At 62.0% G+C, this 13958-nt stretch carries 5 protein-coding genes and 1 pseudogene; all 6 read right to left on the reverse strand.

Annotation, left to right across the window (positions count from 1 at the left end; translation table 11 throughout):
* Positions 1-197: 197 nt before the first annotated feature.
* Positions 198-2502 (reverse strand): annotated as a pseudogene (locus EAG14_RS19870) (ATP-binding protein).
* Positions 2499-3035: a DUF4390 domain-containing protein gene (locus EAG14_RS19875; RefSeq protein WP_099657626.1), complete on the reverse strand. Its 537-nt coding sequence runs from the start codon at positions 3033-3035 to the stop codon at positions 2499-2501. Before EAG14_RS19875 ends, EAG14_RS19870 begins: the two are co-directional and overlap by 4 nt.
* A gap of 73 nt (positions 3036-3108) precedes the next feature.
* The gene (gene rsmB, locus EAG14_RS19880; RefSeq protein ID WP_371414429.1) at positions 3109-4494 is read right to left on the reverse strand and encodes a 16S rRNA (cytosine(967)-C(5))-methyltransferase RsmB; all 1386 of its coding nucleotides are present in this window, start codon (positions 4492-4494) and stop codon (positions 3109-3111) included.
* A gap of 215 nt (positions 4495-4709) precedes the next feature.
* The gene (locus EAG14_RS22965) at positions 4710-4985 is read right to left on the reverse strand and encodes a hypothetical protein (protein ID WP_162996043.1); all 276 of its coding nucleotides are present in this window, start codon (positions 4983-4985) and stop codon (positions 4710-4712) included.
* Positions 4986-5404: 419 nt separating this feature from the next.
* Positions 5405-9637 (reverse strand): DNA-directed RNA polymerase subunit beta', encoded by a 4233-nt coding sequence (gene rpoC / locus EAG14_RS19890; protein ID WP_099657624.1) that lies wholly within the window; start codon positions 9635-9637, stop codon positions 5405-5407.
* Between the two features lie 21 nt (positions 9638-9658).
* Positions 9659-13771, reverse strand: a complete 4113-nt coding sequence (gene rpoB / locus EAG14_RS19895) for a DNA-directed RNA polymerase subunit beta (RefSeq protein WP_099657623.1) — start codon at positions 13769-13771, stop codon at positions 9659-9661.
* Positions 13772-13958: the final 187 nt, after the last annotated feature.

The following is a 13958-nucleotide window of genomic DNA, read 5'->3' on the forward strand; positions in this document are numbered from 1 at the left end:
AGCGCCAAGGAATGCTGCGGTACGGTGTCGCGGAGGACGCTCTGCACAACTGGAAGCCAGCAGCGGGCCCGGCAGACGGTGCGGCTTGGGCTGTGACTGACCCCTGCTCCGACGGCGGGGCCAATGATGGCAAAGCGACACACCTGACTGCCCGAGGTGTGCACTAACACAGCCCGCAGGAGTTGTGCGGAGGCTTCCTAAGACGCCACCGCGGGTTCAGGGGCGAATGATAACGACACTTGCGCACCACGCAACACATCGCCGTCCATGCGATTGGACAGGTCGATGCGGGCGCCGTGCTCGTCGGCGATCTTTTTGACGACAGCCAAACCGAGCCCCGTGCCCCGGGCTTTGGTGGTGACGTAAGGCTCGAAAGCGCGCTGCAAAATGTGCGCCGGAAAGCCCGTTCCGCTGTCAGAAATGGTCAGCCGCACCCGCCCCGATGTCTCACTCACACGGGTAGAAATGCGCACAAAAAACTCGTCCGACCGGCCTTCCGCGCGCGCCTGCTCGGTGGCATCCTGGGCGTTTTGCAGCAGGTTGTGCACCACTTGGCGCAGTTGCTGCGCATCGCCTGCAATCCTCGGGCAACGCGGGTCCAGCTCGGCCTTCACGGGGACGGACGCGTTTTCCTCCCCATACAAATGTAGGACATCGGCGACCAGCGCATTGAGGTCGAGCGACTGCAACTCGGCGGCTGGCAGCCTGGCGTAATCACGGAACTCGTTGACCAACCGCTTCATCGCATCCACCTGGTCCACGATGGTCTTGACCGACTTGGTGAGGATGGCCTGTTCGGGGGCGGAACCTTGCCCGAGAGCTTCATTTCCAGCCGCTCAGCCGACAACTGGATGGGCGTCAGGGGGTTCTTGATTTCATGGGCCAGACGCCGCGCGACCTCGCCCCAAGCCTGCGCACGCTGGGCTGAAACAATCTCCGAAATGTCGTCAAAAACCAACAGTTGGGTGCCATCGGGCAGCTCCGCCCCCGCGCAACCAAGCTGGTCGCGTGCTGCCCAGCACCGGAAGACGACGCGTGCAGCTCAAACGGCTGCTGCCAATGGTCCAGCCCGTGGTGGTCCCGGTCGCCCAAAAATGCGGCAAAGTGGCGCTCCACCGCTGCAGCAAATTCGGCCAGCCCGGGCACCTCAGACAGTGGTCGCCCTTCGTAGGCGGCCATGGGGGCCCGCAAAATGCGGGTGGCCCCGGGGTTGGACGAGCGGATCAAGCCACGCTCACCCAGCACGATGACGCCTGCCGTGAGGTTGTCCAAAATGGTCTGCAGCTTGGAGCGCGAGGCGTCCACCTTGACCATGCTCTGCTCCACCGCCGTTCTGGCGTCGGCCAGTTGCTGCGTCATCAGGGCAAACGAGCGGGTGAGCCCCCCCAACTCGTCTTTGCCTTGCAATGCGGCCTTGGGGCTGAGATTGCCTGCGGCCACCTCGCGCACGCCTTCGGCCAACACCAGCAGCGGCCGTGCCAATTGATTGCCCAGCAACACGGCCAGCAGCACGGCCCCAAACACGGCCAGAAACAAACTGAGCGTGAGCGTGCCCACGTACATGCGCCGCAACCCCCCGCGCGCCAGGGCGCGCTCCTGGTATTCGCGGTTGGCTTCCTGGACGTCAATGGCGTTGGACACCAATGCCGGCGGCAGCGGCAGGGTGGCCTGCAAAAAGCGCGGCTCGGTCAGTAAACCCAAGCCGGGGCTGGTGACCAGCACCAGTACCTTGACGCGGGCCATCTGCAGCGCGGCCGGATCCGTCAGGTCATCCAGCCCTTCGATTTGGCTGACAGAGCGTTGGTCGCGCACCGTGCGCAGCAAGCTGCTGCTGGGGCGCTCCGGGTTCAGGTTGAAGCGAGATTGCCCTGCGCTGCCGATGGGCTGGCCCGCGACGTTCCAAAGCACCACATCGGTGGCACCCAGTTGATCGCGCACCCGCTCCAGCATCAGCCCGGCGGAAGTGCTGGACACCTGCGCCACCTGCGCGCTGGCGGTCCGGGTCTTGGCGACCATGTCGGCGGCCTGCGATTCCAGCGACACCCGTGCCAGGTTGACCCCAGCCACCAGGGCCCCCTCCACTTTCACATCGAACCAGCTTTCGATGGACCGCGTGACGAACTGGTACGACACCACATAAATCAGCACCCCAGGCAGCAGCCCCACCAGACCGAAGATGGCAGCCAGCTTGACCAGCAAACGGCTGCCAAAACGGCCCTTGCGCAGCCGCAGGGCCAGCCGCACGGCAATCCACAGCAGCACCCCCAGCAGCAGCAGGGCCACCAGCACGTTCACGCCAAACAGCCAGGCGTAGTTGCGTTCGTACAGGGCGCGGTTGTTGGTGGCCAGCGTCAGCAAGAAGAGCAGCACCATGCCGATGGCCACCATGGTGGCGGCCCCCACCCCCACAGCCCAGCGCACGGCCTTGGAGGCGCGGGCGGCGGTCTCCGCAGAGGCTGACGGAGCGGGGATGCCGCCCGATGCGGACGAAGGCTGGCTCATGGCAGAGCGTGGGGCGCGATGCGCTGGTTACGGGACACCAGCAGATTCCAGTCTGAGCGGCCCACGGCCCCAATCTGCAGGGGGCGGGGCAGCTGAGACATGTCGAGCCGAAAGCGCAGCTGTACGGTGTGCGCGGCATCAGGGTCGATCGCATCGGCATTGCCAATGCGCCAGCGCGAAACCCGGCGCATGGCAGAGAGGGCCTCGTCCAGATCATCAAAATTCTGCCCCAGCACCACCCCCAGGCCGCTGTTGGTGAAGGGCACCGTCGAGGTGTTCAGGCGCCAGCGGCGGGTGAGCGGCTGGTAAGTGAGGCGCATGTAGCGTGTGGCTTCAGCCACCACGCGGTCTGACCAGTACCAACGGTCGCGCAGCACCTGGGCCTCCATCACGAAGAACATGGGAATCCCTTTGTTCAGGGCGTCCTCGGCCAAGTCCGGCAAACTGAAGTTCAAGGACGCGGCCAAATACAGCGCGTCATCGGCGCGCTCTACGCGCAGGCCAGGGGCCTCCGGTGCATCGGACTGCGCCATGACCGCTGCAGGCAGGGCAAACCACAGCGCCCAGCAGCACAGGAAAAGGCGCAGCCAACGAGCCAAGGGAGACTCATTGTGCTGATTTTTGCAACAGAGCGTAAAAAAATCCGTCGTGATCACCCAATGGATTGTCCGGGACAGCCCCAGCCTTGTCCCCGATTCGGGGAATTAAATGACCCGGTGAGGGTAGCAATCGTGCGTCGGTGTTGTGTGTAAGAAACGTTTGCATCTGCACATCGCCCTCGGTCTTGAAGACCGAACAGGTGCAGTACAACAGGCGCCCACCGGGCTTGAGCAGGGGCCACAGCGCGGCCAGGATGCGTGCCTGCAACTGCGCCAACTGGGCCACATCCGACTCGCGGCGCAGCCAGCGTACATCCGGGTGGCGGCGCACAATGCCCGAGGCGGTGCACGGCGCATCCAGCAAGATGGCATCAAAGGGCTGCCCACCGCACTGCGACGCCCACCAGTCCTGCGGCCGGGCCGCGTCGGCCACCAGCACCTGGGCCGACAACCCCAAACGGGCCAGCGTGCCATGGATGCGCTCGCTGCGGGCGGCATCCACCTCCAGCGCCGTGACCTGCAGAGCAGCACCGGCAGGGGCCTGCTCAAGCAAATGCGCGGTTTTACCTCCCGGTGCGGCGCAAGCGTCCAGCACCCGCAGGGGCTGCGTCAAATCCAGCCCCTGCAGCAGTAAAGGCGCCGCCTGCTGTGCGGCTGTATCTTGCACAGACACCCAGCCGTCGGCAAAGCCCGGCAAAGCCTGCACAGGCATCGGCTGGGCCAGCTCCAGCCCATAGCCGCCCACCTCGCTTGCTACCAAATTAATAGCTGCTAGCGCTTTTTGATACTGCGCTAGCGTGCATTTTTGTTGATTAACGCGCAAAGCCATGGGTGCGTGGGCATTGTTGGCTTGCAGGATGCGTTCCCAGTCGCTGGGGTAATCCTGCTGCACCCGCCGAATCCACCAAGCCGGGTGATTCCAACGGGCCGCGGGATCGGCATCGGTGGCGGCCACCAGGGCATCGCGCTCGCGCAGAAAGCGGCGCAGGCAGGCGTTGATGAACGAAGCCTGGCCCCGCGTGGCCTGCCCACGCTTGGCAGACTCTACCGCTTGGTTGACCAGGGTGAAAGGCTCGTACGGTGCCGCCTGCGGGTCCCAGGCCAGGGCCAAGGCGGTGCACAGCAGCGCATCGGCGGCCGGTGGGGGCTTGCGGGCCACCAGTTGGCTGCGCAGGGCATCGGCCCGCCCCAACTGGCGCAGCACCTGAAACAGCAGCGCCTGCACGCCGGGGCGCAGACGGGGCTCCACCGCATCCACCGCCGCCGTTCCCGATTGCCCACCGCGTATGGCCTGCAGCGCCTGGGCCACGGCCGTCAGCTGCTGCCACAGAGGCACAGGCACGCTTGCGCCAGAGGCCCCTCCTTGTGCGGACAAAGCGGGGGCTTTAGGCAGATCGGCCTTGGGTGCAGCGGCGGGGCGGGCAGGACGCGCAGGGCGTGGGGTGGGTGAGTTCATGGATTGGAGGAAAACAAAGCGGCACAGCAGGGCGCACCACCGCAGGAAAAAAGGAGCCTTGCACACGTCCGCACACAACATGCAGGCACGCACAAAATGGGTTCAAACGGAGAGTCGCCGGGGCACACCCAGCGGCGCCCATCGATACCCACCTACAACGGTCTGAATCCCACCACACGGGCCAGCACGCTGGCGGGAAACTGGCGGATGGCACAAAGGTACGCCTGCGAAGCCTCTTCATAGCCCCGCTGCGCTGGCACCAGCAGCGCTTGCAACTCGGCCCAGCGCGCCTGCCATGCGGCCACATCCCACTCAGAGACTGCAGCAGCCTGCATGGCATCGGCCCACGCATTTTGCAGCACCAGACTGGCTTCTTGGGCACTGGCATGCGGCTCTTGTGGTGGCAAGGGGGCATTGGCTGGCGACAAGGCTTTGTCCAATAGGTCGCTCGCAGCCAACAAGGCCTCAGTGTGTGCCTCAGGAACACCGCCAGACTCTTGGGACACAGGCAAAGCTGGCGTGGGTCCAGCGGCCACCCAATCGCGCGGCAACTGCGCGCACCGCTTTTGCAGCCCGCGCAAGTGCACACCAGCGGCTTGCGCGGCGGACTTCAGGCGAACCAGACGGTTATAGGCCCCCAGTGACCAAAACACCAAGACAGCAACCAATATCCAGAACAGGGGGGACGACCACATACACCAGAGCTTGGCACCACCCCTTCAGGCGCGACGCGTGACAAGCAAATAAAAAGGTAAAGAGGGCAGACAGACAAAGCGGCGCGCCCATGAAAAACGCTCCCGGCCCGCCGAGAGGCAGGACGGGAGCGTTTTAGACGGCGCCCAAAGGCTTAGTCTGCAGCGGCGTCAGAGGCAGACACGCTGCTTTCTGATTCTGGCTCGTCCGCAGAGGCAGCCATTTCAGCCGCTTCGGCTTCGGCGATGGCGCGGCGCTCGGCGTCGTCCATGGCGTCCTTGGCCTTGCGTGCCTGGTGGTAAGCCATGCCGGTACCGGCAGGGATCAGGCGGCCCACGATCACGTTTTCCTTCAGACCGCGCAGCTCGTCCTTCTTGCCCATGATCGCGGCTTCGGTCAGCACGCGGGTGGTTTCCTGGAAGGAAGCGGCCGAGATGAACGAGTCGGTGGACAGCGAAGCCTTCGTGATACCCAGCAGCAAGTTGCTGTAGGTCGCAGTGATCTTGCCTTCGGACTGCAGTGCATCGTTGGTGTTCAGGATCTCGGAGCGCTCGACCTGTTCACCGCTGATGTAGTTGGACTCACCGACGTTCTCGACCACCACACGGCGCAGCATCTGGCGAACAATCACTTCAATGTGCTTGTCGTTGATCTTCACGCCTTGCAAGCGATACACGTCCTGCACTTCGTCCACGATGTAGCGCGACAGCTCTTCGATGCCCAACAGGCGCAGGATGTCTTGTGGGTCGGCGGGGCCGTCCACAATCGATTCGCCCTTGTTGACCACTTGGCCTTCGTGCACCAGGATGTTCTTTTCCTTGGGCACGAGCTCTTCCCACACCTTGCCTTCAGGGTCGGTGATCTGCAAGCGGACCTTGCCCTTGGTTTCCTTACCGAACGAAATGGTGCCGGTCATTTCTGCCAGCGTGCCCTTGTCCTTCGGAGTGCGGGCTTCGAACAGTTCGGCCACACGGGGCAGACCGCCGGTAATGTCGCGGGTCTTCTGACCTTCGACCGGGATACGGGCCAGCACTTCGCCGGGGCCCACGTCCTGGCCATCGCGCACCTGGATCAGCGCACCCACCTGGAAGCCGATGGTCACCGAGTGGTCGGTGCCAGGGATCTTCACTTCTTGGCCTTGGGCGTCGATCAGCTTCACTTGGGGGCGGACGACCTTGGCAGCGCCACGGCGCTTGGGGTCGATCACCACCAGAGTGGACAAGCCGGTCACTTCATCAACCTGCTTGGCAACGGTGAGGCCTTCTTCGACGTTTTCGAACTTGGTCTGACCGGCGAACTCGGTGATGATGGGGCGCGTCAGCGGATCCCAGTTGGCGAGGATGGTGCCAGCCTTGATGGTCTGGTCGGCCTTCACCGTCAGGGTTGCACCGTAAGGCACCTTGTGGCGTTCACGCTCGCGGCCATGCTCGTCGTGGATGATGATTTCACCCGAACGCGCAATCACCACCAGCTCGCCCTTGGTGTTGCTCACGTAGCGCATCGTGGCGTTGAAGCCGATCACGCCGTTGGACTTGGCTTCCACGCTCGAAGCGATGGCGGCACGCGAAGCAGCACCACCGATGTGGAACGTACGCATGGTCAGCTGCGTGCCGGGCTCGCCGATGGACTGGGCAGCGATCACACCCACGGCTTCGCCGAGGTTGATCAAACCGCCACGGCCCAAGTCGCGACCATAGCACTTGGCGCACAGGCCAAAGCGTGTTTCGCAGGTCAGGGCCGTGCGCACCTTCACTTCGTCCACGCCCACAGCCTCGATCTCTTCGATCAGGTCTTCTTCCAGCATCGTGCCTGCAGGGATCAGGACCGAGCGGTTTTCGGGGTGCAGCACATCTTCCGCTGCCGTGCGGCCGAGGATACGGTCGCGCAGCGATTCGATCACTTCACCACCTTCAACGATGGCGCGCATCAGCGAGCCATTGGAAGTGCCGCAATCCTCTTCGGTCACTACCAAGTCCTGCGTCACGTCCACCAAGCGGCGGGTCAGGTAACCGGAGTTGGCCGTCTTCAGCGCCGTGTCGGCCAGACCCTTACGGGCACCGTGGGTGGAGATGAAGTACTCCAACACGTTCAGACCTTCGCGGAAATTCGCGGTGATAGGCGTTTCAATGATCGAGCCGTCTGGCTTGGCCATCAGACCCCGCATACCGGCCACCTGACGGATCTGGGCTGCAGAGCCACGGGCGCCGGAGTCGGCCATCATGTAGATGGAGTTGAAGGATTCCTGGTCCACCTCGTTGCCGTGACGGTCCATCACCTTTTGCTTCGAGAGCTGGGCCATCATCACCTTGGACACGTCGTCGCCGGCCTTGCCCCAGATGTCCACCACCTTGTTGTAGCGCTCGCCAGAGGTGACCAGACCGGAGACGTACTGCTGCTCGATCTCTTTCACTTCCTTTTCGGAGCGCTCAATGATGCCGGCCTTTTGTGGAGGCACCAACATGTCATCGATACAGATGGAGATACCAGCGCGGGTGGCCAGACGGAAACCGTTTTGCAGCAGCTTGTCGGCAAACACCACCGTTTCCTTCAAACCACACTTGCGGAAGGACACGTTGATCAGGCGCGAGATTTCCTTCTTCTTGAGCGCCTTGTTCATGTTGGAGAACGGCAGGCCCTTTGGCAGGATCTCGGACAGCAGTGCGCGGCCCACAGTGGTTTCCACCAACGAGGTCGAGGGCACAAATTCGCCCGTGGCCTTGTCCTTGGTCCACTCGGTCATGCGCACCGTGATCTTGGCAGCCAGCTCGACCTGGCCAGCGTCCAGGGCACGCTGCACTTCACCGGTGTCAGCGAACACCAGGCCTTCGCCCTTGCCGTTGATACGGTCACGGGTGGCGTAGTACAGGCCCAGCACCACGTCCTGCGAAGGAACGATGGAAGGCTCGCCCGAGGCGGGGAACAGCACGTTATTGGAGGCCAGCATCAGAGTGCGAGCTTCCATCTGCGCTTCCACCGACAGCGGGACGTGGACAGCCATCTGGTCACCGTCGAAGTCGGCGTTGAAGGCCGCGCAGACGAGGGGGTGCAGCTGGATGGCCTTGCCTTCGATCAGGATGGGCTCAAAGGCCTGGATGCCCAAACGGTGCAGCGTAGGCGCACGGTTCAGCATCACGGGGTGCTCTTTGATGACCTCTTCCAGGATGTCCCACACCACGGGGGTGCCGGATTCGACTTCCTTCTTGGCGGCCTTGATCGTCGTCGCGATGCCCATGGCTTCCAGGCGCGAGAAGATGAAAGGCTTGAACAGCTCCAGAGCCATCAGCTTGGGCAGACCGCACTGGTGCAGCTTGAGCGTTGGGCCCACGGTAATCACGGAACGACCGGAGTAGTCCACGCGCTTGCCCAGCAAGTTCTGACGGAAACGGCCCGACTTGCCCTTGATCATGTCGGCCAGCGACTTCAGGGCACGCTTGTTGGCGCCCGTCATGGCCTTGCCACGGCGGCCGTTGTCCAGCAGCGAGTCGACGGCTTCCTGCAGCATCCGCTTTTCGTTGCGGGCGATGATTTCAGGGGCCTTCAGCTCCAGCAGGCGGCGCAGACGCGAGTTGCGGTTGATGACGCGGCGGTACAGATCGTTCAGGTCGGAGGTCGCGAAGCGGCCGCCATCGAGCGGCACCAGCGGACGCAGGTCGGGTGGCAGCACGGGCAGCACTTCGAGCACCATCCACTCGGGCTTGATGCCCGACTTCTTGAAGGCCTCGAGCACCTTCAAGCGCTTGGCGTTCTTCTTGACCTTGACTTCGGAGCCGGTCAGGTCACCGCGCAGGCGTTCGATCGACAGGTCAATGTCGATGGATTCCAGCAGGTCCTTGATGCCTTCGGCGCCCATCTTGGCGATGAACTCGTCGCCGTATTCCTTGCGCTTGGCGTCATAGTCGTCCTCGGACATGATGCTGAACTTCTTCAGCGGCGTCATGCCAGGGTCGGTCACCACGTAGGCTTCGAAGTACAGCACGCGTTCGATGTCGCGCAGCGTCATGTCGAGCACCAGGCCCAGACGCGATGGCAGCGACTTCAGGAACCAGATGTGGGCGCAAGGCGCGGCCAGATCGATGTGACCCATGCGCTCGCGGCGCACTTTGGTCTGTGTGACTTCAACGCCGCACTTCTCGCAGATCACGCCGCGGTGCTTCAAACGCTTGTACTTGCCGCACAGGCATTCGTAGTCCTTGATGGGGCCGAAGATCTTGGCGCAGAACAAACCGTCGCGCTCGGGCTTGAACGTGCGGTAGTTGATGGTTTCAGGCTTCTTCACTTCGCCGAAAGACCACGAACGGATCTTTTCGGGCGAAGCCATGCCGATGCGGATGGCATCGAAATGCTCGTCCGGCGTGAATTGCTTGAACAGGTCGAGTAGCGATTTCATAGTGACTCTTTCCTTTTCTGCTTAGGAGCGTTCCAGCTCGATGTCCAGGCCCAGCGAACGGATTTCCTTGACCAGCACGTTGAACGATTCCGGCATGCCGGCTTCGATGGCGTGTTCGCCCTTGACGATGGATTCGTACACCTTGGTACGGCCCACCACGTCGTCGGACTTCACGGTCAGCATCTCCTGCAGCACGTAGGCGGCGCCGTAAGCTTCCAGCGCCCACACTTCCATTTCCCCGAAACGCTGGCCACCGAACTGGGCCTTGCCGCCCAGCGGCTGTTGCGTGACGAGCGAGTACGGGCCGGTCGAGCGGGCGTGCATCTTGTCGTCCACCAAGTGGTGCAGCTTCAGGTAGTGCATGTAGCCGATGGTGGTGGGGCGCTCAAAGCGGTCACCCGTGCGGCCATCGTGCAGGTATGCCTGCGTGCGTGTCGGTGTCAGGCCCTTGCGTGCGGCGATGTCATCAGGGTATGCAATCTTCAGCATGTCCTTGATTTCTTCTTCCGAAGCACCGTCGAACACGGGGGTTGCGTAAGGCACGCCCGAAGTCAGGTTCTGCGCCATGGCCACCAGCTCGTCGTCAGACAGCTGCGACAGGTCTTCCTTGCGGCCACGGGAGTTGTAGACCTCTTCCAGGAAGGTGCGCAGCTCAGAAGCCTTGGCCTCTTCCTGCAGCATGTCGCCCAGGCGTTGGCCAATGCCCTTGCCAGCCCAGCCCAAGTGAACTTCCAGCACCTGACCAATGTTCATCCGCGAAGGCACGCCCAGCGGGTTCAAAACGATGTCGGCAGGCGTGCCGTCGGCCATGTAAGGCATGTCTTCAACGGGCACGATCTTGGAGACCACACCCTTGTTACCGTGGCGGCCGGCCATCTTGTCGCCAGGCTGCAGGCGGCGCTTGACGGCCAGGTACACCTTGACCATCTTCAGCACGCCAGCAGGCAGCTCGTCACCTTGCGTGAGCTTCTTGCGCTTTTCTTCAAAAGCCAGGTCGAAGCTGTGGCGGGTTTGCTCCAGCGCGTTCTTGATGGATTCGAGCTGGGTGGCGACTTCGTCTTCGGCAGGACGGATGTCGAACCAGTGGAATTTTTCCACCGACGACAGGTACGCCTTGTCGAGCTTGGTGCCCTTGGCCAGCTTTTGTGGGCCACCGTTGGCCACGCGGCCGGTCAGCAGCTTCTCGATACGGTCGAAAGCGTCGGCTTCCACGATACGCAGCTGGTCGTTCAGGTCCAGACGGAAGCGCTTGAGTTCATCGTCGATGATCTGCTGGGCGCGCTTGTCGCGCTGGATGCCTTCGCGGGTGAACACTTGCACATCGATCACGGTGCCGGAGGAACCTTGGTCCACGCGCAGCGAGGTGTCCTTCACGTCAGATGCCTTCTCACCGAAGATGGCGCGCAGCAGCTTCTCTTCGGGCGTGAGGGTGGTCTCGCCCTTGGGCGTAACCTTGCCCACCAGCGTGTCGCCGGGTTGCACTTCTGCACCCACGTAGATGATGCCGGACTCGTCCAGACGGTTGAGTTGCTGTTCCGACAGGTTCGGAATGTCGCGCGTGATTTCTTCCGCACCCAGCTTCGTGTCACGGGCCATCACAACCAGTTCTTCGATGTGGATCGAGGTGTAGCGGTCTTCCGACACCACACGCTCGGAGATCAGGATCGAATCTTCGAAGTTGTAGCCGTTCCAGGGCATGAAGGCGATCAACATGTTCTGGCCGATGGCGATTTCGCCAAAGTCCGTCGATGCGCCGTCGGCCACCACGTCACCCTTGACCAGCTTGTCACCCTTCTTCACGATGGGACGCTGGTGGATGTTGGTGTTCTGGTTGGAACGCTGGTACTTGATGAGGTTGTAGATGTCCACACCCACTTCACCGGCCACAGCTTCGTCGTCGTTCACGCGCACCACAATGCGGGTCGCATCGACGTAGTCCACCACACCACCACGGGTGGCCGTGACCACAGTGCCCGAATCCACAGCGGCCACGCGCTCGATACCGGTACCCACCAGTGGTTTCTCAGGACGCAGCACAGGTACAGCCTGGCGCGACATGTTGGCGCCCATCAACGCGCGGTTCGCGTCATCGTGCTCCAGGAATGGCACCAGCGAGGCAGCCACCGACACGATCTGCGCGGGCGACACGTCCATGTACTGCACTCGGTCCGCGCCGCACAAGATGGATTCACCCTTTTCACGAGCAGACACCAGATCACCGGTGAGGCGACCATCCTTGTCGAGCTGCGCGTTCGCCTGAGCGATCACGTACTTGCCTTCTTCAATGGCCGACAGGTAGTCGATTTCGTTGGTGATCTTGCCATCCACAACGCGGCGGTAAGGCGTCTCGATGAAGCCGTACTCGTTCAAGCGGGCGTACAAAGCCAGCGAGTTGATCAGACCAATGTTTGGACCTTCAGGCGTTTCGATTGGGCAAACGCGACCGTAGTGGGTCACGTGCACGTCACGCACTTCAAAGCCTGCGCGCTCACGGGTCAAACCGCCTGGGCCCAGAGCGGACACACGGCGCTTGTGCGTGATTTCGGCCAGCGGGTTGGTCTGGTCCATGAACTGCGACAGCTGAGATGCGCCGAAGAATTCCTTCAGAGCAGCCGAAATCGGCTTGCTGTTGATCAGGTCATGGGGCATCAGAGGCTCTTGCTCGGCCTGGCCCAGACGCTCCTTCACGGCTTTCTCAATACGTGCCAAGCCTGTGCGGTACTGGTTTTCGGCCAGTTCGCCCACGCAACGCACGCGGCGGTTGCCCAAGTGATCAATGTCATCGACTTCGCCGTTGCCGTTGCGCAGGTCCACCAAGATCTTGACCACGGCCAAGATGTCTTCGTTGGACAGCACCATGGGGCCGGTGGATTCGTCGCGGCCAATCTTGGCGTTGAACTTCATGCGGCCCACGCGCGACAGGTCGTACGTGTCGGGGTTGTAGAACAGGCGCTGGAACAGGGCCTGCACTGCGTCTTCGGTGGGTGGCTCGCCTGGGCGCATCATGCGGTAGATGGCCACGCGGGCGGCAAACTCGTCCACGGTTTCATCGATGCGCAGAGTCTGCGAGATGTAGGCGCCTTGGTCCAGTTCATTGGTATAGATGACCTGGAGGTCCTGCACGCCGGCAGAGCGCAGCTTCTTGAGCAACGCTTCGGTCAACTCTTCATTGGCCTTGGCGATGATTTCGCCGGTATCGGCATCAACGATGTTGCGGGCAACGACGCGACCAATCAGGAAGTCTTCGGGCACGCTGATGTGCGTAGTACCCGATTGTTCCAGTTCACGGGTGTGACGGGCCGTGACGCGCTTGTCCTTGGCCACAACGACCTTGCCGGACTTGTCGGTGATGTCGAAACGTGCCACTTCGCCACGCAAACGCTCGGACACAAATTCCATTTGTGCGCCGCTGTCCATCAGACGGAAATTGTCATTGACGAAGAAGTTCGCCAGGATGGATTCAGGGTTCAGGCCAATGGCCTTGAGCAGCGTCGTAACCGGCATCTTGCGACGGCGGTCCACACGGAAGTACAAGATGTCCTTGGGGTCGAACTCGAAATCCAGCCACGAGCCGCGGTACGGAATGATGCGAGCCGAGAACAGAAGCTTGCCGGAACTGTGGGTCTTGCCCTTGTCGTGCTCAAAAAACACGCCAGGCGAGCGATGCAGCTGAGACACGATCACGCGCTCAGTGCCGTTGATGATGAACGAGCCCTTGTCAGTCATCAGGGGCACTTCGCCCATGTAGACCTCTTGCTCTTTCACTTCCTTCACCACCTTGGACTGCGAAGTCGAAGACTCGCGGTCATAGATGATCAGCTGCACTTTGGCGCGCACGGCCGAAGCAAAGGTCAAGCCCCGAGTCTGGCACTCACGCACGTCAAACGCGGGCTTGGCCAAGTTGTACTCAATGAACTTCATCTCGACAAAACCATTGTGCGAGACGATAGGGAAGGCTGCATCAAAAGCAGCCTGCAAACCTTCTATGGTCCTCTTTTGAGGTGCTTTATCTGCCTGCAGGAAGGCGGTGTATGCGTCCTTCTGCATCTGCAGCAGATAAGGAACTTCCAGCACGCTGTCGCGGCTGCCGAAACTTTTGCGAATTCGCTTGCGTTCGGTATAGGAATAGGCCATGAGATCTCCGGGCAAAGACATGAGTCCTGGGTCTTCGACGACTGACCCGCAAGGTGCTTTCCTTTGCGGGCTTGGCGGTTGGCCACTACCAACCATGGCGGACGGCGATGCATTGCACATCACCCGAACCAAGGTATCTTCTGCTGTCGGGGTTGTCAGAAGACACTCGAAACTCAACTCATTGCAG

This window comes from Acidovorax sp. 1608163, from assembly GCF_003669015.1.
GTDB lineage: Bacteria > Pseudomonadota > Gammaproteobacteria > Burkholderiales > Burkholderiaceae_C > Acidovorax.